The 22,219-nt window shown below is 31.1% G+C and carries 22 protein-coding genes and 1 tRNA gene; 12 read left to right on the forward strand and 11 right to left on the reverse strand.

Annotation, left to right across the window (positions count from 1 at the left end):
- Nucleotides 1-11 precede the first annotated feature (11 nt).
- Nucleotides 12-1,043, reverse strand: coding sequence for a hypothetical protein (locus AC3E9W_RS02330; RefSeq protein WP_488766624.1), 1,032 nt, complete (start codon nucleotides 1,041-1,043; stop codon nucleotides 12-14).
- A gap of 90 nt (nucleotides 1,044-1,133) precedes the next feature.
- Between AC3E9W_RS02330 and AC3E9W_RS02335 the strand changes: the two genes are divergently transcribed.
- Nucleotides 1,134-2,120: an SPFH domain-containing protein gene (locus tag AC3E9W_RS02335; RefSeq protein ID WP_488766625.1), complete on the forward strand. Its 987-nt coding sequence runs from the start codon at nucleotides 1,134-1,136 to the stop codon at nucleotides 2,118-2,120.
- A 19-nt stretch (nucleotides 2,121-2,139) separates the two neighbouring features.
- Here the strand turns inward: AC3E9W_RS02335 and AC3E9W_RS02340 are convergent, their stop codons facing one another.
- The 5 genes from AC3E9W_RS02340 to AC3E9W_RS02360 all read right to left on the reverse strand — a co-directional run bounded on the left by AC3E9W_RS02340 (nucleotide 2,140) and on the right by AC3E9W_RS02360 (nucleotide 6,930).
- Nucleotides 2,140-2,394, reverse strand: coding sequence for a DUF6327 family protein (locus tag AC3E9W_RS02340; protein WP_488766626.1), 255 nt, complete (start codon nucleotides 2,392-2,394; stop codon nucleotides 2,140-2,142).
- A 3-nt stretch (nucleotides 2,395-2,397) separates the two neighbouring features.
- Nucleotides 2,398-2,748, reverse strand: coding sequence for a competence protein (locus AC3E9W_RS02345; protein ID WP_306153993.1), 351 nt, complete (start codon nucleotides 2,746-2,748; stop codon nucleotides 2,398-2,400).
- Nucleotides 2,749-2,821: 73 nt separating this feature from the next.
- A complete protein-coding gene (locus AC3E9W_RS02350; RefSeq protein WP_306153994.1) occupies nucleotides 2,822-3,148 on the reverse strand; it encodes a YtxH domain-containing protein in 327 nt (108 codons plus the stop codon).
- 93 nt (nucleotides 3,149-3,241) lie between these two features.
- Nucleotides 3,242-3,721 carry a hypothetical protein gene (locus AC3E9W_RS02355; protein WP_488766627.1) on the reverse strand — a complete coding sequence of 160 codons (480 nt, stop codon included), beginning with the start codon at nucleotides 3,719-3,721 and terminating at the stop codon, nucleotides 3,242-3,244.
- A 1,091-nt stretch (nucleotides 3,722-4,812) separates the two neighbouring features.
- Nucleotides 4,813-6,930 (reverse strand): glutamine--tRNA ligase/YqeY domain fusion protein, encoded by a 2,118-nt coding sequence (locus AC3E9W_RS02360; protein ID WP_488766628.1) that lies wholly within the window; start codon nucleotides 6,928-6,930, stop codon nucleotides 4,813-4,815.
- A gap of 107 nt (nucleotides 6,931-7,037) precedes the next feature.
- Between AC3E9W_RS02360 and folB the strand changes: the two genes are divergently transcribed.
- Together folB and AC3E9W_RS02370 are read left to right on the forward strand one after the other, a co-directional pair.
- The gene (gene folB / locus AC3E9W_RS02365) at nucleotides 7,038-7,397 is read left to right on the forward strand and encodes a dihydroneopterin aldolase (RefSeq protein WP_488766629.1); all 360 of its coding nucleotides are present in this window, start codon (nucleotides 7,038-7,040) and stop codon (nucleotides 7,395-7,397) included.
- 94 nt (nucleotides 7,398-7,491) lie between these two features.
- Nucleotides 7,492-7,562, forward strand: a tRNA-Cys gene (locus AC3E9W_RS02370).
- A gap of 275 nt (nucleotides 7,563-7,837) precedes the next feature.
- Here AC3E9W_RS02370 and AC3E9W_RS02375 read toward each other — a convergent pair.
- The 3 genes from AC3E9W_RS02375 to rnr are packed head-to-tail and all read right to left on the reverse strand — an operon-like array spanning nucleotide 7,838 to nucleotide 11,407.
- Nucleotides 7,838-8,518, reverse strand: coding sequence for a LysE family translocator (locus AC3E9W_RS02375; protein ID WP_306153999.1), 681 nt, complete (start codon nucleotides 8,516-8,518; stop codon nucleotides 7,838-7,840).
- Nucleotides 8,519-8,532: 14 nt separating this feature from the next.
- The gene (locus AC3E9W_RS02380) at nucleotides 8,533-9,201 is read right to left on the reverse strand and encodes a head GIN domain-containing protein (protein WP_456891595.1); all 669 of its coding nucleotides are present in this window, start codon (nucleotides 9,199-9,201) and stop codon (nucleotides 8,533-8,535) included.
- Between the two features lie 22 nt (nucleotides 9,202-9,223).
- Entirely contained in the window at nucleotides 9,224-11,407 is a 2,184-nt protein-coding gene (rnr, locus tag AC3E9W_RS02385) for a ribonuclease R (protein WP_456891593.1), read from the reverse strand.
- A gap of 110 nt (nucleotides 11,408-11,517) precedes the next feature.
- On the opposite strand from rnr, the gene AC3E9W_RS02390 reads away from it, so the two are divergent.
- Nucleotides 11,518-11,751: a putative signal transducing protein gene (locus AC3E9W_RS02390; RefSeq protein ID WP_306154004.1), complete on the forward strand. Its 234-nt coding sequence runs from the start codon at nucleotides 11,518-11,520 to the stop codon at nucleotides 11,749-11,751.
- Between the two features lie 812 nt (nucleotides 11,752-12,563).
- Entirely contained in the window at nucleotides 12,564-12,995 is a 432-nt protein-coding gene (gene rpiB / locus AC3E9W_RS02395) for a ribose 5-phosphate isomerase B (protein WP_306154006.1), read from the forward strand.
- Between the two features lie 144 nt (nucleotides 12,996-13,139).
- Here rpiB and AC3E9W_RS02400 read toward each other — a convergent pair whose 3' ends face one another.
- Complete coding sequence (locus tag AC3E9W_RS02400) at nucleotides 13,140-13,409, reverse strand: DUF1294 domain-containing protein (RefSeq protein WP_488766630.1); 270 nt, start codon at nucleotides 13,407-13,409, stop codon at nucleotides 13,140-13,142.
- Between the two features lie 114 nt (nucleotides 13,410-13,523).
- On the opposite strand from AC3E9W_RS02400, the gene AC3E9W_RS02405 reads away from it, so the two are divergent.
- A complete protein-coding gene (locus AC3E9W_RS02405) occupies nucleotides 13,524-15,647 on the forward strand; it encodes a Tex family protein (RefSeq protein WP_488766631.1) in 2,124 nt (707 codons plus the stop codon).
- A gap of 161 nt (nucleotides 15,648-15,808) precedes the next feature.
- On the opposite strand, the gene AC3E9W_RS02410 is transcribed toward AC3E9W_RS02405, so the two are convergent.
- Nucleotides 15,809-15,988 carry a Sec-independent protein translocase subunit TatA/TatB gene (locus tag AC3E9W_RS02410; RefSeq protein ID WP_008465789.1) on the reverse strand — a complete coding sequence of 60 codons (180 nt, stop codon included), beginning with the start codon at nucleotides 15,986-15,988 and terminating at the stop codon, nucleotides 15,809-15,811.
- A 213-nt stretch (nucleotides 15,989-16,201) separates the two neighbouring features.
- Here AC3E9W_RS02410 and AC3E9W_RS02415 point away from each other — a divergent pair, with 213 nt between their 5' ends.
- The 6 genes from AC3E9W_RS02415 (at nucleotide 16,202) to AC3E9W_RS02440 (ending at nucleotide 22,169) form a co-directional block, all read left to right on the forward strand.
- Nucleotides 16,202-16,708, forward strand: a complete 507-nt coding sequence (locus tag AC3E9W_RS02415) for a peptidase (RefSeq protein WP_306154013.1) — start codon at nucleotides 16,202-16,204, stop codon at nucleotides 16,706-16,708.
- A gap of 11 nt (nucleotides 16,709-16,719) precedes the next feature.
- A complete protein-coding gene (locus AC3E9W_RS02420) occupies nucleotides 16,720-18,207 on the forward strand; it encodes a GH3 auxin-responsive promoter family protein (RefSeq protein ID WP_488766633.1) in 1,488 nt (495 codons plus the stop codon).
- A 68-nt stretch (nucleotides 18,208-18,275) separates the two neighbouring features.
- The gene (locus tag AC3E9W_RS02425) at nucleotides 18,276-18,902 is read left to right on the forward strand and encodes a transposase (protein WP_488766634.1); all 627 of its coding nucleotides are present in this window, start codon (nucleotides 18,276-18,278) and stop codon (nucleotides 18,900-18,902) included.
- Nucleotides 18,903-18,982: 80 nt separating this feature from the next.
- Nucleotides 18,983-20,662 carry a DUF6909 family protein gene (locus tag AC3E9W_RS02430; protein ID WP_488766635.1) on the forward strand — a complete coding sequence of 560 codons (1,680 nt, stop codon included), beginning with the start codon at nucleotides 18,983-18,985 and terminating at the stop codon, nucleotides 20,660-20,662.
- A gap of 7 nt (nucleotides 20,663-20,669) precedes the next feature.
- Nucleotides 20,670-21,644: a hypothetical protein gene (locus tag AC3E9W_RS02435; protein ID WP_488766636.1), complete on the forward strand. Its 975-nt coding sequence runs from the start codon at nucleotides 20,670-20,672 to the stop codon at nucleotides 21,642-21,644.
- A 9-nt stretch (nucleotides 21,645-21,653) separates the two neighbouring features.
- Nucleotides 21,654-22,169 (forward strand): hypothetical protein, encoded by a 516-nt coding sequence (locus AC3E9W_RS02440; RefSeq protein WP_488766637.1) that lies wholly within the window; start codon nucleotides 21,654-21,656, stop codon nucleotides 22,167-22,169.
- Nucleotides 22,170-22,219 lie beyond the last annotated feature (50 nt).

Below are 22,219 nucleotides of genomic sequence, written 5' to 3' on the forward strand. Positions count from 1 at the left end.
GAGCTTTTTTATTAGATAATTTTTGAATCGGCCATTACTTTAAATTCACCTTCAGTTAATTGGTTAGACAAATTTGCTCCCCAATTCATAGCGCCTGGCATATATAACCATAAGATTTCATTTGTTTCACAATCTACTATAATTTTAAAATATACAATTGTTGACATTGAAACAAATGGTGCATTTGACTTAACAATTCCGTAAGGAGCTGTATATAGAACAGCTGTGTTTTTAGATTTATTAACTAGTGCATCGTTTAATTCAGATTCAGATACAAACTTCAAATCTCCACCATAATTTTTTGTTGCTGCTTCTTTTGTTCTGCCCTTTGCCAACATATTATCTTCTACTAATAATGTTTTCCCCTTTAGTTTAGAAACATTTTCTTTAGCCATTTTTTCGGCATACTTATCAAAATTTAAAACTTTATCATTTGCAATAATCCAATCTACATTGGCTTGCAAAATTGTTAAGGCATATTTGTAATCTGACTCAGATAAAGTATTATTATTATTTAAGTTTCTAGATGGCAAATAAATCTTTGAATCTGTTTTAATAATATTGCTTTCAATTCTAGTAAATGCTATTGCTGGAACATTTTGAGTTGTTTTAAATCCCCAGTAACCTTTATCATTCAATTGAACTAATCTTAAAACAGCATATGATTTATTTTTAGCTTTTTGTAAAGCTTCAATTTCACTAGTCGTTTTAAATTCCATTTTATCAGTAAAAGCCCAATACTTTTCAGCATAAATTTTAAAATCTTTATTAAAATCAACAATAAATTTTTTGTAATCAGCTAGCTCATCTGCTTTCTTAGGTTTATCCAATTTTTTTAGAACGTCTTCGTCTTCTTCAAGAACTTCAACCAATAAAGGGCGTGTTTTTAATTGTTTTAATTCATCTGGATCTGCATAAAAACTTACATTAATCTGAGCTTTCGAAGCAAAAGATGTCAACACTAAAAAGTAAAATAGGATTTTTTTCATAAATTTTGTTTTTGAGTTAAAATTTGGAACCAAAAATAGTATAAATTTTAACAAAAAAAATCACCTAAATAAAATATTATTAAGCAAAAATGTTTTTATATAATTCGTATTTTTAGAAAATTATAAAATATAAATTAAATAACCATGGGTACAGGATTAATTATCTTTTTAGTATTGGCATTCTTCATTTTTATGTCGTCTTTCTTTACTGTAAAACAACAAACTTCAGTTGTTATCGAACGATTTGGAAAATTTCAAAGTGTTAGAAATTCAGGATTACAATTAAAAATTCCGGTTGTAGACAGATTGGCCGGACGTGTAAATCTCAAAATTCAACAATTAGATGTTATCATCGAAACCAAAACAAGAGACAACGTTTTTATCAAAATGAAAGTTTCAGTTCAGTTCAAAGTGATTCAAGAAAAAGTATACGAAGCATTTTATAAATTAGAATATCCGCACGATCAGATTACTTCTTATGTATTTGATGTAGTTCGTGCTGAAGTTCCGAAACTAAAATTGGATGATGTTTTTGAAAGAAAAGATGATATTGCAGTTGCGGTAAAACGTGAATTGAACGAAGCAATGTCTACTTACGGGTATGATATCATCAATACTTTGGTTACTGATATTGATCCAGATATCCAGGTAAAAAATGCAATGAACAGAATCAACGCTGCTGATAGAGAAAAAACAGCTGCAGAATTTGAAGCTGAAAGTTCAAGAATTAGAATCGTTGCAAAAGCAAAAGCCGAAGCTGAAAGTAAACGTTTGCAAGGACAAGGTATTGCAGATCAACGTCGTGAAATTGCAAGAGGTCTTGTAGAAAGTGTTGAAGTTTTGAACAATGTGGGTATTAATTCTCAAGAAGCTTCTGCCCTAATTGTAGTAACTCAACATTATGATACTTTACAATCTATTGGATCTGATACAAACTCTAACTTGATTCTTCTTCCAAATTCTCCACAAGCCGGAAGTGATATGCTAAATAATATGGTTGCTTCGTTTACAGCTTCTAACCAAGTTGGAGAAATGATGAAAAAGAATACGCCTAAAAAAATAGAAAAACATAAACCGACTCAACATCAATCTGGATATGAAGATGACACTCAACCAGATGTTCAACAATAATTAAAAATAAAAAAGAGGCTTAATTGCCTCTTTTTTTATTCATAAACCAATTGATAACAAATGGTATAAGTGATTGTAAAATTTCTGGAAATGATTTTTTGACATAACCTGTATAAGATGAAATAAAACCATTTACCATATTTTGCGGTGTGATGCTTTCTTTAGTTTTCTGAAAACTCAAAACCAATTTCTGATAATTGATTTCTTTTTCCAGTTTTAAAATTTCTAGATCTCTTTCAATCTCAGCATACGAAGAGTATTTTTTTCTTTCCATAAATTAATCATTAAAAAAGATTTCTGAAAATTTTTCTAAAATTGGTCCTTCCACCATCTTATCTTTTATAAAGAAAAGTAAAACAGTTATAACCAGATAGATTCCTCCTACTGTTAAAAAACCGAGAGCATTACTTTCAAACAAAGAACCAAAAGCATACGCTGCAGCAAAAGATCCAAATATTAAGACCATACTAAAACACAACAAAATCAAAGTAAACTTAAAAATCAGAGTTGTAGATTTCATTGCAACCTTAAAGCCCCAAAGTTTGTAATACGCTAAATGGCTTTCAATATATTCTTTAGCCTGATCCTGAACTTTTTCAGTGTTTTCTTTTAATTCTTCAAAAGCCATAATTAAAATTTTAAATAAAAAAAAGCACAAACTATCTTATAAAAATAAGCCAGTATTGTGCTTTATAAAAATATTATTTCTGAAGTTTAGCGTTCTGTGCTTTTAATTCAGCAAGTTTAGTTTCTAAAAAAGTAATTACTTCTTCTGTTTTGTGACTAACATTTGATAATAAATCATTTAAAGTTCCATCCAGGTTTTTTGTTGCGCCAGTAAATTTTTCACGCAGAACTTCAGAACTTGCATCAAACGAATCTTTTAGATTATGTTTGGCGTCATCAATTCCTTCTTTTAATTTAGCTCTGGTTTTTGATCCTTTATCTGGAGCAAATAAAATCCCGATCGCTGCTCCTGCCGCTGCCGCTGCTAAAATTGCCGCTGCTGTATTTAAATTTTTAGACATGATAGTTACAATTTAAAATTATTAATAAAGATACTCTTTTTTAAACTGATAAAACTTTGATTAATTGTAATTTACAAAAATTTAACAGTATTATTAATACACATAACCTACAGCTTCGTATTTGCCATCTCCCTTATCAACAATGCTAACAAAAGGATAACCATTTGAAGCCGATTTAGTTTTGATTCTCATTGCAGTCTGGTTCTGATTTGCAATTGGCGGTTCGCCTTTTGTCCTAGTCGAGACTCCAGTAAAACTAGCAACTTGTTTCAGTCCGATTGTTTTTTCTTGTGGCAAAACAGTTACCATTTTGTAATCGTCTTTTGAATCAACTACTATTTTATCAGAAACTTTCTGAGTCTGTTTTGTCTGTTTGTTAGTAATTGATGAAACGGCGTGTTTGCTAATTTTGATTTCTTCAGAACTTCCGTTTAAAGAATAATAAACAAAACCATTTTCGTTTTTAATAAAATTTACATCAAGTTGTTCTCCATTGTGTTTTGTAATTTGATGTGTTTGTGAAATTGCTACGTTTGCAAATAACAATGCTAGTGTGAAATATAAAATTTTCATGATAATTAGATTTAAAATTAAAAATTGTCAGATTTGAAATTTAAAAACTAAACTTTCACACAAATTCAACATTATGGAATTTTGTACATTATGATACAATTTGAAAAATATCTTTTTACGATAGAAATTATCAAAGCTACATCATAATAAAAATGAGAACATAAAATTGTCTTTTTGGGAAATCAGTTTTGAAAATCTATTGATATAAAAATTACGAGTTTCTAAAAACAATAAATTTCAACTTAGATTCTTTACGGCAAATTTTAATTTTTTACAAAAATCATCACTGACTTTTGATATTGAGTTAAAAATAGCAGTTTTATAAACAATTGTGTGTTAACAAGCCGTTAAACTGACTAAAATGACAGTAAAAATTAAAATAAAGACCATAAATAAACAATAATTTAAAAAATGAGTTATCTATCAATTAACTTTTAAAAACGCTTTAAAATCAATTTATGAAGGTTAAAATTAATATATAAAAACTATCATTTATAAATTTATTATCATTTTTATAAATAATAATTAAAAACTAAAATTATAAAAATTTAATAATAAAAATTTATTATTAAAAAAAGGAGGGCAAAAATTAAAAAAATAAGAAAAACCCTCAATTTTAATTATTCGAGAGGAAAATAGAGAATAAAAAGTTAGAAAATTAAAATAAAGAGTTTTAATAAATGAAAATCTAAAAAAGGTCTTCTCTACTCAACTATTTTTTATTTTTGCTTAATATTAATTTATAGAGGTCTATTTTAATCTATAAAATTAATTAAAAATAAAATATTAATAGTTTTTATAAATAATAAATTAAATCGATTAAAAATATAAAATAATATTATTAAAAACTATAATAATAAATTTAACTGCAAAATCTTAAGACAAAAAAGTTAAAAACTAAATTAAAGACTTTTAATAAACTTAAATTTAAAAAATGAATTAGTTATCCAACTGAATTTTATTTTCTATTAAAATCAATTTATGAAAGTCACTTTTTATCTATAAAAATTATAAAATTTTAAATTTTAATAGTAAATCTATATAATAAAAAAAAGCGCTTATAAAAGCGCTTTTCATAAATTTAGTTGATATTACTTCTTTACCATTTCTGAAAGAATTTCAATTTCTCTTTCAGAAGCATTTTTTGGTGGATTTGAATATAATTTCAAAATTTCATCATCATATTGATTTCTCAAACTTTCACTTTCAATATCTCTTAAATTTAAAAGTGCTTTTGCACGAACATAAGTCGATTCACTTTTTAAAGACATAGAATATAATTTTTTGATATCTTCTTCTTCAAAATCTGTAGATTTCCAGTTTGAATATTTTAAAATAAATTGAGAAAACAACAGCGAAGCCTTATTATTGTTGATATTTTTCTTTAATGAATTCTGTATCAAAGAAAAAGTTGAGATATTTTTGATGTTCTCTCCTATTGCACTTTCTATTGCAATTCGTTCTGGCTTACTCTCAACTTTAAAATATTTGTTGATTTCTTTCAAAGAATTATTAATGCTGTTTTCCTCTTTTTTACCTTTTTCTTCCCAAGCATCTTTCAATCCAACAGTTTTGTTAAACACTAATTTTGAAGGAGTTGAGTCTTTATCAACAGTAAAATATCCTAAACGTTGAAATTGGAATTTATCTTCGTTTTGAGCTGTTGATAAACTTGGTTCCACATATCCAGTAACAATTTCTAACGAATTTGGATTCACAAAGTCTAAGAAATTTTTCTCTTTATAACTGTCCGGAGCTTCGTCTGTAAACAAACGATCGTACAAACGAACTTCTGCTTCCAAAGCATGTTTGATAGAAACCCAATGCAATGTTCCAGATACTTTTCTTTGGCTTGCCTCAGTTCCGCTTCCGCTTAAAGAATCGGTATCATAAGTTACATGAATTTCTGTAATATTACCTGCATCATCTTTTACAACTGATTCTCCTTTAATGATATACGCATTTTTAAGACGCACTTCTTTTCCTAAAGTCAAACGGAAATATTTAGCTGGAGCTTCTTCTAAAAAGTCTTCTCTTTCTATGTATAATTCACGAGAAAAAGGCACTTTTCTGAAACCTGCATTTTCATCTTCCTGGTTATTTTCTGCTTCTAACCACTCCTCTTTTCCTTCTGGATAATTGGTAATTACCAGTTTTACAGGATCTAAAACAGCCATTACACGAGGTGCAATTTTGTTCAAATCTTCACGAATACAGAATTCTAAAACCGATACATTGATCAAATTATCACGTTTTGCAATACCAATTGTATTAGCAAAATTACGTAAAGATGCTGCTGTATAACCACGTCTTCTTAATCCAGAAATGGTTGACATTCTTGGATCATCCCAACCGTTAACATGCTTTTCCTTAACCAGTTGCTGTAATTTTCTTTTACTAACAACGGTATGTGATAAATTACGTCTAGCAAATTCTCTTTGTTTTGGACGCAGTTTATTTTCGTCAAAAATCTGATCTAAAAACCAATCATAAAGTTCACGGTGAGGCAAGAATTCTAAAGTACAAAATGAGTGAGAAATCTGCTCTAAATAATCACTCTGTCCGTGTGCCCAATCGTACATTGGATAGATTTTCCAATCGTCTCCCGTTCTATGGTGATGTTTGTGTAAAATTCTATACATGATTGGATCACGCATTAACATGTTTGTTGATTTCATGTCAATTTTAGCACGAAGAATATGTGTACCAGCCTCAAATTCACCATTTTTCATTCTTTCGAAAAGATCTAAATTCTCTTCAACAGAACGATTTCTGTATGGACTATCTGTTCCAACAGTTGTAGGAGTTCCTTTTTGAGCAGCCATTTCTTCAGAAGTCTGACTGTCAACATAGGCTTTATCTTTTTTAATTAATAAAACCGCCCAATCATATAATTGTTGGAAATAATCTGAAGCATAACATTCTTCTGCCCAAGTATATCCTAACCATTCTACATCTTTTTTAATTGCATCAACAAATTCCTGTTCTTCTTTTTCTGGATTGGTATCGTCAAAACGTAAATTTACAGGTGACTGATAATCAATTCCTAAACCAAAATTTAACGCAATAGAACTTGCATGCCCAATGTGTAAATAACCATTAGGTTCTGGTGGAAAACGAAAGCGAAGTTTAGTGTTTGAAAGACCTGATTTTACGTCTTCCTCTATGATTTGTTCAATAAAATTGAGTGATTTCTCTTCTGATGCCATTATTTTATAGTAATTTTAGCAAAGATAAAAAAAAGGTTTCAGGTTTCAGTTTTAAAGTTATCTAACTCGCATAAAACCTGAAACTTTAAACGTGAAACAATAAAAAAATGGGAGTTATAAAACTTAAAAATATCCGTACTTTTTCTTACCACGGATGTTTAATTGAAGAAGGAAAAATTGGTTCTGATTACACAGTTGATTTAAAAATTAAAACTAATTTAAAGAAATCAGCCGAAACAGATCATCTTTTGGACACGGTAGATTATGTTCATTTGAACAAAATTGTTACTGAAGAAATGGCAATTCGTTCGCATTTATTAGAACATGTAGCTAAAAGAATCAATATTCGAGTGCTGGCAGAGATAGAAACTGTAGAAAAAACAACAGTTTGGGTTTCTAAAATTAATCCGCCTATTGGTGGTGATGTTGAGTCAGTTACTATAAAAATGACGGAAATTAGAAAGTAATTTTAAAAATTAAAATCTTAAATTTTTAAAATACTTCATTCGAAACTTTTGAAATTTAAAGATTTTAGTTACTTTTGCCATCCGTTCAAGTAATGGCGTCGTGGCCGAGCGGCTAGGCTGGGCTCTGCAAAAGCTCCTACTCCGGTTCGAATCCGGACGATGCCTCTAAAACCTCTAAAGAAATTTAGAGGTTTTTTTTTATGTTTAATTTTTTCTCTGTTTTACAACATCTATACCCAATATTGTCATTTCGACGAAGGAGAAATCTTCGCCAGAAACTCTACAAAGATTGGCGATTTTTTTTCAGAGCTACTCGCGAAGATTTCTCCTTCGTCGAAATGACAAAAGAACCGTAAAACTAATAGTTAAACAGCACTTATAAATACAAAAAAACCTCTGAAATTCAGAGGTTTGATTTTATAATTTTGAGTTATTAACAACTACTTATTTTCTATTCTTTCAAAGGCATTTTTCACCATTTCCTTTTCTTTTGGAAACCATCCTTGAGTTATTAACACCACTCCAAAAACCATTAAAACAACACTAATTCCTTTCTTAATCTTTAGGATATTATTTGGTGTTAATTTTGATTTTAACTGTTTGGCTAATACTATTTTAATGCAATCAACCAATAAATAAGTAATGATAACTGACGTAAAAAAAGTAAACATTCTTGAATTTACCATTTCTAATTTTGGTCCAACGGAAATAATAACAGCTAACCAAAAACCAAGAACTCCGATGTTGATAACGTTTAAAATAAACCCTTTTATAAACAAACTTCCGTAATTTCTTTTTATAATATCACGATCAATTTCTTCGGCATCCATTTTTTCATCATTCTTTAATCTTACGAAAGAAATAATGCCGTAAGCCAGCATGATAATTCCGCCAAAAATAAACAATGCCGGTTTATCTTTTAAACTCTGAATAAGTCTGTAACTTCCTAAGTATGCGATTCCTATAAAGAAAATATCACCTAAAACAACACCTAAATCAAAAGCCATTGCAGCTCTAAATCCTTTAGTAATACTGGTTTCAATTAGTATAAAAAATACTGGACCCACCATAAAACTTAGAAAAAGTCCCCATGGAAGTCCAGTTAGTATATCATTTATCATTCAAATACAATTAATTACTTTACTTCTTCGATTTTACCGCCAAAAACTGTTTTTTGGTTTATCTGCTTTGGTTTTCCATAAATGTAAATAGAGCCTCCTGCGCTCACTTTTGCATCTACGAGGGTAGAAGCATTAACATCTGCTTTTCCGCCCGCAGAAACGCTTACAGTGGTCTGAGAAGTATTTAATTTACTTGCTAGCAAATATCCGCCAGCTCCTAAACTTGCAACCTGGTTTTCTGCTTTTCCTGTTAAGGTGATCGAACCTCCTGAAACAGAGCTTACTTTAAGCTTATCAACATTTAAATCAACATTTATAATTCCGCCTTCCTGAGCACTTACTTTAAAAGAAGTAGCTTTAATAGTTTCGCTGCTTTTTGCTTCTGCTCCTTCATTCACATCAATCAATTCGATGTGTTTGTAATACAAAGTAATATCAAGATCATTTCCAGAAAGCAATTTTGGAAAAGGCATTCTTAGTTTCAAAATACCATTTTTATTGACTGCTTCTACTTCTGCTTCTCTCGCTCCTTTTATAACAATTTTATTTTCAGATGACTGAACTAATTTTACACTTAATTTATCAAATACTTTTACGGTATCAAAATCTCCCAACTCTTTGGTAACCTGACCAAAAGACATTTGTACAAATAAAATTGCAGCACCAATAATTAGCTTTTTCATACTTTTATTTTTAAATTAATATTTATTCTGCTCTTCTTAAAAAATGAAAATCCAGCTGTTTTTTAACCAAATCGGCATTTTTTACTTTAACATAAATTTCGTCTCCTAATTGCAATAATCGGTTTGAAGTAGCTCCAACCAATGCATATTGCCTTTCGTCAAAAGTATAGTAATCTTCTTTTATCTCTCTGATTCTTACCATTCCTTCGCATTTATTAGAAACAATTTCAACATAAATTCCCCATTCTGTAACTCCAGAAATTACACCAAGGAATTCTTCATCCTGATGATCCTGCATGTATTTAACCTGCATGTATTTAATACTGTCACGTTCAGCATTTGTAGCTAAACTTTCCATATTGGAACAATGCAGACATTTGGTTTCATAGGTTTCTTCATCTACAGAAGCACCACCATCCAGATAAAATTGTAACAAACGATGCACCATTACGTCTGGATAACGTCGAATTGGCGATGTAAAATGGCTGTAATAATCAAAAGCCAGACCATAATGCCCGATATTATCTGTCGAATATTTGGCTTTGCTCATACTTCTAATGGCAAGAGTATCAATAAGATTTTGTTCTTTCTTACCGTTTACTTCTTCCATCAAAGCATTTATCGATTTTGCGATATCGCCTTTTGTTCTAAAATCAATTTTATAACCAAATTTAGCAATAACCTGCTGCATAGCAATCAGTTTATCTTCATTTGGTTCGTCGTGAATACGGTAAACAAAGGTTTTCTTTTGTTTACCAATATATTCAGCCACTTTTCTATTAGCCAAAAGCATAAATTCTTCAATCAGATGATTAGCATCTTTTGAAACTTTAAAATAAACACCTTCAGGTTCACCTTCAGCATTCAAATTGAATTTCACTTCTACTTTATCAAAAGAAATAGCTCCTTGCTGCATTCTTTTCTTTCTTAGAATTTTAGCTAATTCATCTAGTTTTAAAGTAGCTTCAACTATTTCGTCTGAAACAACATACGATTCTCCAGTAATAGAAATATCAACCGGAATGGTATTATTTCCTTTTGTTTCAATAATATGCTGTGCTTCTTCGTAAGCAAAACGCTGATCTGAATAAATTACTGTTCTTCCAAACCATTGGTTAATAACCTGAGCTGTTGGCGAAACTTCAAATATGGCAGAGAATGTATATTTCTCTTCATTCGGACGAAGCGAACAGGCAAAGTTAGACAATACTTCTGGAAGCATTGGCACTACTCTATCTACCAAATAAACTGAAGTTGCTCTTTGATATGCTTCATCATCTAGAATTGTTCCTTCTTCCAAATAATACGAAACATCGGCAATATGAATACCAATTTCAAAATTACCGTTTTCTAACTTTTTGAAAGACAATGCATCATCAAAATCTTTTGCATCTTTTGGATCTATCGTAAACGTAAGTGTATCACGCATATCCCGACGTTTGGCAATCTCAGATTCCTGAATTGAAGTATCTAATTTTTGTGCAAAAACTTCTACTTCTACCGGAAAATCTGCAGGCAAACCATATTCTGCTAAAATAGCATGAATCTCTGTATTATGTTCTCCAGGTTTTCCAAGTACTCGAATTACAGATCCGAACGGGCTGTCAGCTCTTTTTGGCCAGTCTTCAATCTTCACTAAAACAACGTCACCGTTTTCTGCTTCTCCTATTTTATCTTTCGGAATAAAAATATCCGTGTACATCTTAGGGTTTGCAGTAGAAACAAAAGCAAAATTTGGCTGCATATCAATTACACCTACAAATTCTGTTTTGTCTCTTTCGATAACTTCAATTACTTCACCTTCAGGTCTTTTTCCTTTTCTTCTGTTATAAACGTAAACTTTAACTTTATCTTTATCTAAAGCACGATTCAAATTATTGGTCGGAATAAAAACATCTTCTTCAAATTCATCACAAATAAAATATGCCGTTTTTCTGCTCGTCATATCTATTGTTCCTTCGTAGTAATCCTGGCTTACTGCTTTAATCAAGTATTTTCCAGGTTCTGTTTCTATAATCTTCTTTTGAGCTGCAAGAATTTTCAAATCTTTTATAATCTGATTTCTGCTTTTTGTATCGTCTAATTCTAGCTTTGCTCCTATTTGTTTATAATTGAATGGTTTATTAGCATGTTGCGATAAAATCTTAAGTATTTTTCCAGAGAAATCTTTCTCTTTCTTTATCGGCTTTCTAATTTTCTTACTCATATATCTTTTCTAATAAGGCTTAAAATTACAAATAAGATATCAGATAATACTTTTTAACAAATAGAATTATTAAAAATATAACTTTTCGTACATTTACAAAAAGACCTAATATGGAAAGCTTTAAAACGATCGCCGTATTCAATTATCTGCACGAAACCGTGGTTCTCAAACACTTACTGGAACAAGAAGGAATCCCCTATTTTTTCGAAAACGAAATGACGCTTTCTGTTATACCGCTTTACTCCAATGCACTGGGCGGAATCAAACTCAAAGTACATCCAAACGATTTCGAACAAGTTCAGGAAATCTTGGACAATCTCAACAATCCGCTTAAAATCGTCTGAAACAAAAATTCAAAAGAGAATCGATTCAGAAAAATTCAATTCAAAAAATAAAATTTTTCATTTTCAACTTTTTTAGTTTTCAACATATATTAAATACAACAAAAAAGATTTTTAAAAATTTAAAAAAATTTGTTGGTTATTATAGTGTGTTAATATGTCGAATAAATTTTTTTTTGAAGTCATTGAAATCTCGTTTTACTTATTTATTCCGAGTTATCAACATAGTTATTTTTAGTTAAATGATTAATTTATAAGACTTTTTGTATTTTAATTAACAACGGTTGACAACCAAAAATGAATTCATTTTGTAGATAAGTTGATATGTTGATTTCTGTTGAAAATGACATTTTTGGTATTGATAACTTTTCCAAAAATTCACGAAACTTTTCTTGCGTATTTAAAACCGATTTTGGATTAAGCATTTTTCTTAAATAACCAAAAAATAGTTCTAATTTTCTTTTCGAACTTATTAACATTTTCTGTTAACTTAAAGTTAACTGAATATCAACGAATTAGAAATCCATATTAACACCTCAAAATTTTAACAAATATTGTGATTATTATTTATTGATTGTGAGATACTTATGAAGTTATCAAAATTGTTAATAAGTGGTAAGATATTGGTATCAAGTGCTTTATATATTTGGTTTTTATAGCCAAGAATTTTACGAATGTAAACTAATTATAATTTTAGATTTTAATAATGTTTAAAACTCTTGAGAATAAAAGAAATTAGTGAAAATTACTTCAATTCGTGGCAAACCTATATTAATTAAGTAAATTTGCAGAACACAACTTAATAGTATTAAAAAATGAAAATTTCGATAGGAAACGATCACGCAGGACCAGAATATAAAAAAGCAATTGTTGAAATGCTTAAAGCAAAAGGATATGAGGTAACTAACTACGGTACAGATACTGATGCTTCTGTAGATTATCCAGATTTTGGACATCCTGTTGCGAATGATGTATCTGAAGGAAAAGCTGATTTTGGAATCGTAATCTGCGGAAGCGGTAACGGAATTGCGATGACTGTTAATAAACACCCTAAAGTGAGAGCTGGTTTATGCTGGACTAAAGAAATTGCTTATTTAACGCGTTTACATAATGATGCAAACATTGTGAGTATTCCGGCGAGATACACATCTATTGCACAAGCGGTAGAAATTGTTGAAACTTTCCTTGATACAGCTTTTGAAGGTGGAAGACACCAAAATAGAGTAAATAAAATTGCTTGTTCGTAAGAGTTCAGAAAAAAATTCGGTGCTTCGCACCATATAGAAAAAGTAAACCGGGCGGATTTTTTAAATCTTTCCAGTTTTTTGTTTTAATATATTTAAAATTAATTAATTATGTATAAAATTTGTAGTTATTAACAATGTTGATATCTATATTTTATGATTGATTTTCAAATAAATAACGACAATCTGAATCAAAATAATTCCAGTAAACTTCACGATAAAAGAAGTTTTAGACGTTTTATGTCTAAAGAGTAACATTGCTGTTAATAACCCGATTGTTCCGCCGATAAAAGCAATGAGAAATAGCGTATTTTCTGGGATTCGGCGTTTTTGTTTGCGAGCGAGAAATTTGTCGTAACCCGCAATTATAAACTCAAGAACATTTATAATTAAAAAATATAGTAATAAAACTTCCATTGGCTAAAAAATAGAAACAAAGATATTATTTTAGCCATCCGAATGATGTCTGTTTAAGTTTTTAAATAAACAGAAAATGTCATTTTATAAACAAGAAATTATTTCATTAAATCTATGACTAATATTCAATTTATTGCCAAGTCTGTACAGGCGCCGGCTGTTAGTATTCAAAACACGGTAAAACTTTTAGAAGAAGATTGTACAATTCCGTTTATCTCTCGTTACCGAAAAGACGCAACGGGAAATCTTGATGAAACTGTAATTGAATCTATTGCAAAACTGCAGAAAGAATACGATACACTTATTAAACGTAAAGAAGCGGTTTTAAAATCGATTGAAGAGCAAAAAGCGCTTACGCCAGATTTGAAGAAAAAGATTGAAGATAGTTTTGATTTACAGGAAATTGAAGATTTCTATCTTCCGTATAAAAAGAAAAAGAAAACCAAAGCAGATGTTGCCCGCGAATTCGGATTGGAACCTTTGGCAAAATTAATAATGTCTGAAAGTGATTCTGATTTTGATTTTATTTCAACGCAATATCTAAATGAAAATGTGATTAATGAAGAAGCTGCTATTCAGGGAGCAAGAGATATTGTAGCGGAATGGATCAACGAGAATATTTATGTTCGTAAACAGCTTCGTAGATTGTTTCAGCGAAAAGCTACTATTGGAACTAAAGTCGTTAAAAAGAAAGCGGAGGAAGAAGGAGCGCAGAAATTCAGTCAGTATTTTGATTGGGAAGAACCGTTGACAAAAGCGCCAGCGCACCGTTTGTTAGCGATGCTTCGTGCAGAAAATGAAGGTTTTATCAAAATGAAAATAGATGTTGATATCGACGATGCATACGACGTTATTGACGAAATTATCATTAAAAAACAAAACAATTCAACAGCGCATTTACAGCTGGCGATCGAAGATAGTTATAAACGTTTACTGAATCCAGCAATTGGAAACGAAACGTTGCAAGAAGCAAAAGCAAAAGCCGATGCGAATTCTATTCAGGTTTTTGCTAACAATTTAGGGCAGTTATTATTAGCGCCGCCGTTGGGAGAAAAACGAATTTTGGCGATCGATCCAGGTTTTAGAAGCGGTTGTAAAGTTGTTTGTCTGGACGAAAAAGGCGATTTATTATATAATGAAACCATTTATCCGCACGCGCCTCAAAACGAGGAAACTATGGCGATTAAAAAAATCCGTTCGATGGTTAATGCGTATCAAATTGATGCGATTTCTATCGGAAACGGAACTGCTTCAAGAGAAACTGAATTTTTCATCAAAAAAATCGCATTTGACAAGCCGATTCAGGTTTTTGTAGTTTCTGAGGCTGGAGCTTCGGTATATTCGGCTTCAAAAATTGCGAGAGAAGAATTTCCTAATTATGATGTAACCGTTCGTGGTTCGGTTTCGATTGGAAGACGCCTTTCAGATCCGTTGGCCGAATTGGTAAAAATCGATCCAAAAGCGATTGGAGTGGGACAGTACCAGCACGATGTTGACCAAACTAAATTAAAAGAAGAATTAGACAGTACGGTAATTCGTTGTGTGAACTCGGTTGGAATTAACATTAACACAGCGAGTAAACATTTGCTAAGTTATGTGAGTGGAATCGGGGAGAAGCTGGCCGAAAATATCGTACAATACCGTTCTGAAAATGGACCTTTTGAAGATAGAAAACAGCTAAAAAAAGTACCTCGTTTAGGAGATAAAGCCTATCAGCAAGGAGCCGCATTTATTAGAATTACAAATGCTAAAAATCCGCTGGATAATTCTGCGGTGCATCCAGAGGCTTATCCAGTTGTGGAGAAGATGGCGAAAGATTTGAATATTTCTCTAAACGACTTAATTGCAAACAAAGAAAAAACAGCGCTTATTAAGCCAGAAAAGTATGTTACGCCAGAAATTGGTTTATTAACGCTAAAAGATATCATTAAAGAGCTTGAAAAGCCTGGATTGGACCCAAGAAAGTCAGCGAAGGTTTTTGAATTCGACGCCAACGTAAAATCGATTAAAGATTTAAAAACTGGAATGATTTTACCTGGAATTGTGAATAACATTACGAACTTCGGCTGTTTTGTTGACATCGGAATCAAAGAAAGCGGTTTAGTTCACATTTCACAGTTAAAAGCTGGTTTTGTGAGTGACGTAAATGAAGTGGTAAAATTACATCAGCATGTTGATGTGAAAGTTACTGAGGTTGATGAAGATAGAAAAAGAATTCAGTTGACGATGGTTCTTTAACGGAAATTCCAATTTTATAAATTCCAAATTCCAAAAAGTTAGAATCTTTAGATAAAAAAACTCCCAAATTACATTTTAATTTGGGAGTTTTTGTTTTGTATGAAAATAAAAAATCCCAAACTACGATTGCAGTTTGGGATTTAATAAGTTTTTCGAATTTATTATTTCGTTTCTTCCTCTTGTTTTTTAGAAGCAGCAGGTTGATCGTCTTTAGCAGCGTTTTTAAATTCCTTAATTCCGCTTCCTAAACCTTTCATTAATTCTGGAATTTTTTTACCTCCAAAAAGTAAAATCACAATACCTACGATAACAAGGATTTCTGTAAGACCTAATCTTCCCATGACTATTATATTTAATGCCGAAGCAAATTGTTTTTCTTAATTATTCCGCAAAGGTATATAGAAATATACGAAATAGAAGTATTTTTAGTTTAAAATATTTGTATCAGACCACGTTAAATATTTTATAAAATCGTAAATTATAGCTCTTCATAAAATTTTTCGACTAAATATCATGACGATTAATTACTATATTTGCTAGCATAAAGAAGGATAATGACTAAAAAAAAGAAAAAGAATTTTAGGAAAAAACTGTTCATTAAAAACCGTTTAGTTATTTTAAATGAGGAGACTTTTGAAGAGTTATTTTCTTTGAGGCTTACTTTAATGAATGTTTTCGTAACGTTTACTCTTGGCGGAATATTTCTAATTTTGGTTACTACTTTCATTATTGCTTTTACTCCGCTTCGCGAATTTATTCCGGGATATTCTTCTACAGAATTGAAAAGAAATGCTACAAGACTGGCCATTAAATCAGATTCTTTAGAAACGGCTTTAAAACAAAATGAAGCTTATATAAAAGGAATTCAAAGAGTTTTAAAGGGAGAATTAGAATATTCAAAATTTAATAAAGATTCTATATTAGCAGAATCTGTAGAAGATGCTTCAGATGTAAATATGAAAGCTTCGGAGGCTGAGATAAAACTAAGAGAAGACGTTGCCGAAACGGAAAAAGAACTGAAAGCTAAATCTCAAGACAAAAAGAAAAGTGATAAAAAATAATACCACTGAAAATGTCAATTAAGTCAATTGCGGCAAAAATATTTGCTAAAAAAATATACAATAAAACACGTAAATGGGCTAACAAACCAGTTGAAACCCAGCAAAAGGTTTTTGAAAATTTAATTGAAAGTGCCCAAAACACTGAATTTGGAAAAGATCATCATTTCAATGAAATAAAAACTTTCGAAGATTTTCAGAAACGAGTTCCTGTAAGAGATTATGAAGATTTAAAGCCTTATGTTGAAAAGGTTGTAAAAGGAGAATCGGATATTTTATGGAAAGGAAAACCATTGTATTTTGCTAAAACTTCGGGAACTACTTCGGGAGCAAAATATATTCCGCTGACCAAAGAATCAATGCCTTATCATATAGAAGCGGCGCGAAATGCGATCTTGCATTATGTCCATGAAACTGGAAAAGCCGATTTTGTTGACGGAAAAATGATTTTTCTGCAGGGAAGTCCGATTCTAACAGAGAAATACGGAATTAAATTTGGAAGACTTTCTGGAATTGTCGCGCATTTTGTTCCTAAATATCTTCAGAAAAATAGAATGCCTTCGTGGGAAACCAATTGTATTGAAGATTGGGAAACCAAAGTAGATGCGATTGTAGACGAAACGATAAAAGAAGATATGTCTGTTATTTCTGGAATTCCGTCTTGGGTGCAAATGTATTTTGAGCGTTTGGAAAAGAAAAGCGGAGGGAAGAAAATAGGCGAGATATTCAAAAACTTTAATCTGTTTATTTACGGAGGAGTCAATTACGAACCGTATCGCGCCAAATTTGAAAATATGATTGGCCGAAAAGTAGACAGTATAGAGTTATTTCCGGCTTCTGAAGGTTTTTTTGCTTATCAGGATTCGCAGAAAGAAAAAGGTATGTTGCTGTTACTGAATTCAGGTATTTTCTACGAATTTATAAAAGCAGATGAATTCTTTACCGAAAATCCAAAAGTATATACAATCGGTGAGGTTGAGGTGGGAGTAAATTATGTGCTAATTATTTCTACGAATGCGGGACTTTGGCGCTATAATATTGGCGATACTGTTCAGTTTACATCTTTGGCTCCGTATCGAGTTATAGTTTCTGGACGTATCAAACATTACATTTCGGCTTTTGGAGAACACGTAATTGCTAATGAAGTTGAAAATGCAATGAAAGAAGCAGTTGCAGAAACTAATATTGTTATTAACGAATTTACTGTGGCACCGCAAATTACGCCTGCGAGCGGATTGCCTTATCATGAATGGCTGATTGAATTTGAAAGAGAACCAGACAATTTTGACGCTTTCGCGGAAGCGTTAGACAATTCGATGCGAAAACAAAATATTTATTACGACGATTTAATTACAGGAAATGTCCTGCGAAAAGTTGTGATCACAAAGGTCTCCAAAAACGGATTTCAGGAATACATGAAATCGCAAGGAAAATTGGGAGGTCAAAATAAAATACCGAGATTGTCGAACGACAGAAATATTGCGGATAATCTTACAAAATAAAATAATATTTCCAAGATTAAGCAGTTATTTATCCAATGAATTTGAGATGGATAAGTAAATGAAAATTAATGAGTCAAGGAAAGTTTCAAAATAAATATCGTATTTCTTCAATAAGAGCCCAATGGTGGGATTATGGTTGGAACGGAGCGTATTTTATAACAATTTGTACACAGGACAGAAAACATTATTTTGGAGAAATTCAAAATAATAAAATGGTTTTATCAGAAGTTGGCATTATTGCCGATTTATTGTGGCATCAAATTCCGATGCACCATAAAAACGTCGAATTGGGTGATTTTGTGGTGATGCCAAATCATATCCACGGAATTTTGATTATTGATAAACAAAATAATATCGATTTGGATAACGTGAATAATATGAAGGATGCGAACGATGTAGATACAGGGCATGCCCTGTATCTACCACCGCCGTCACCGATCATGACGTTTGAAAAACCAGGTTCGCAACGATTTCAAAACATTGGGAAAAACACCATTTCGTCTATTGTTGGATCCTATAAATCTGCTGTAACCAAACACGCCAATAGATTAGGATATCCGCATCAATGGCAAAAATTGTTTTATGATAATATCATTAGAGACAATAATCAATATCAAAGAATTTCTGATTATATTGTTTCAAATCCCGAAAATTGGACAAAGGACAAATTTAAGAAACAAGACAAATCAAAATAAAAATGATTTTTTAAAAAATAATGTTGTAGATACAAGGTATGCACTGTATTTGCTTACATTTGAGTTATAAATTAAATAGAATGAAAGAAACCAAACATATATCAAGATCAAGAGCGCAGGAATCATCTGCGGCTATTGAAAAAATGTACATTACAATGCGCCATTTATTCAACCGTGGTTTTTACAAACCAATGGGGGTTTCGGGCGATAGTTTAAGAGAATCATTATTGGCATTGCGTCCAGAAATTTACGGAAATATAGCCGAGGAAAAAGTGGAACTTAACGGACTTTTGTATGTTATAGAGCGTCTTCCAATCGGAATTGAGCAGTGCCGTTTTATCAATTTAACATCAGACGAAGGATATTCTAAATCGCATTTTCAGCCAATTGTTCCTCCAAAAAGAAGAAGAAACTGTTACAGAATAGACGAGGAGCAAATGAATGTCGAAATCACGCGTGGGCGTTCAGATATTTATGATATCCTTACACATTTGACTTTTATTTTCATCGAATCTCATAAAATCAAAAATAGAGTTTTAATAGACGATGGAGGTGAGGTTTCTCGCGATTGGCAAAAGCTGGAGCAAGCTGTTATGCAGACCAAAAAGCTTTCTTTGGTAGAAAAAGAAAAAGCTATTTCGCACGTTGCTAATATTTTGGCTAGAACTTTTGAGGAAGTTTTAGATATTTATGACGCTTTCGGTTCTGAAACTGCGCCAGATCGTTTTCTGCATGTTATTTATTGGTTAGGAAAATTAGCGATTGAAGAAATTGTTGAAAACAATAAACGTACAATCACTTTTAGTCCCGTTTTACGTGAGCGTTTGGGACATCACATTCACGGCGAAATCTGGGCAACCAACATAAAAGAAGTTTTAAAAGCAAACGATTTGCTGAAAAGGCCAATTCACGTCATTAGTGCGAACATGCATAGTGTTATGAATTCGATTTTTGCAACGCCATTGTTAAAAACAAAATATAAAGGAAAAACAGATTTCTTTATTTATGAAGAATTAAGCGCTTCGGGTTCAAAAGAAATTAGAACTCAAGTTGAAGAATTGGCGTTAAAAAACGGAATGATTTCGTTACCAGATACTTCTGGAACTAATATCGATGTTCAGATTTTTGATACAGCCAAAGTTGACTGGTCAAAAACAGCATTTTCGCACGCGAATGTGGGCGAAGAAAAACCAGTCATAATCGTAATGGATTATGCTTTTGGCGAACAGGCTTACGAAACCATCGATGAGCTTTTAAAACCTTATAAAAAAGAAACTTTATTAAATGTAAAATCGGTTTCTATTATGGGTAAAGCTGGAATTTTGGAAGGAGGAAAAGGCGATATTATGATTCCGACAGCACATATCAACGAAGGAACAGCTGATAATTATTTCTTTGAAAATGAATTAACTGGCTCGATGTTCGAAGGAAATGAAATTGATATTTATGAAGGAGCAATGGTTACCGTTCTGGGAACTTCGCTGCAAAACAGAGATTTATTGAAATTTTTCCACGAATCGACTTGGGGAGTAATTGGTCTAGAAATGGAAGGATCATATTACCAAAAAGCAATTCAGTCAGCATCAAAAATTAGAAAAAGCGTACCGCACGATATTAAAGTTCGTTATGCGTATTATGCGTCTGATAATCCATTGGAAACAGGGAGTACTTTGGCTTCAGGCGGTTTAGGAACAACAGGTGTAAAACCTACTTATTTGATTACTATTAAAATTTTAGAACAAATTTTCAATATAAAATAAATTGTAAATGAGTACAAAAGTACCGCAGAATTTGGAAGATCAGGAGATTGATTTGACTATGATTTCAAAAAGTATTGGTAGTTTTTTCGATAGAATTAACACCATGATTTTTCAATCAATTCATTTTTTTGTTCGCAATTGGATTATAGTTTTAATTTTAGTTATTGTAGGCTTTGGTATAGGCTGGTATTTAGAATCAAATAAAAAAACATATGAAAATCAAATTATTGTAACTCCAAATTTTGGGAGTGTAGATTATTTATATTCTAAAATAAATTTGATAGAATCTAAAATTATCGCCGGAGATACTGCTTTTTTAAAAGATGAAGTAGGAATTAATAAACCAAAATCGATTAAAAAAGTTGAAATAAAACCAATTGCCGATGTTTATAAGTTTATTGAAGACAAAGAGCAAAATTTTGAATTGATTAAATTAATGGCTGAAGATGGTGAAATTAAAAAAGTTCTTGAAGAAAACGTAACTAGTAAAAATTATCCATATCAGACGATTTTTTTATGGACAAATAGAAAAGTAACTCAAGAAAATATTATTCAGCCCCTTTTAAAATATTTGAATGAATCTGAACATTTCCGCAAAGTACAGAAAGAAGTTTATTCAAATGTTCAATACAAAATGAAGCAAAATGATACCATCATTAAACAGATTGATGGAGTTTTAAATAATTTTTCAAAAGCTGTAAACAGTAGCTCTAAAAGCGATAAGCTAGTTTATTATAATGAAAATACGCAACTTAATGAGATTATTAAGACTAAGAACGACTTAATTATTGAGCAGGGCCACCATAAATTAGAATTAATCAGTTTTGATAAAATTATAAAAGAAAATAGCACAACTCCTAATATTGAGGCTAAGACACCACTTTATTTAAATTATAAGATTTTAATTCCTCTGTTGTTTTTATTTTGTTATATTTTGTGGAGCTTTTGTAGAAATTATTATCAAAAAAGAATACAAAAATAATTGAATTATATGAAAATAAAACTACTTATTCTTTTTACACTTTTTCTATTAGTATTTGTGTCTTGCAACAACTCTGTAAGTACAGATGGCTCTGTTAAAGATAATTATTCGATTGAAATAGAAGGGCTTTTTCAAAAAAATGATAAAATAGAATTATATTATCTGGTTGAAGGAAAAGATTGGAATAATGATAATTCTGTTTCGCAGGCAATTTATGCCTCTAATAGAATGCAAAAAATAGTGTTAGATCTTCCCAAAGATGTTAATCCTAAAAACTTTAGAATAGATTTAGGTGTAAATCCTAGTCAAGGCTATGTCACAATAAAGAATATTTCGATTAGACATAAAGATAAAATTCTTGATGGTTCAAACGAAATTTTTATAGATTGGTTTAGTCCAAATGAATTCGTAAGCTGGGATATGAATTATTACGGATACAAATTAAGTTCGGTAAATGGTTCATATGATCCTTATTTAATGGGAACAGATTTACTTGTAGATAAAATAGCTTTAGAATTTAAATAAGTCTACTTTTAAAGCCTCATTTTTTATTTAAGATAGGTTATTTATAAGTA

The organism is Flavobacterium sp. 38 (genome assembly GCF_057799715.1).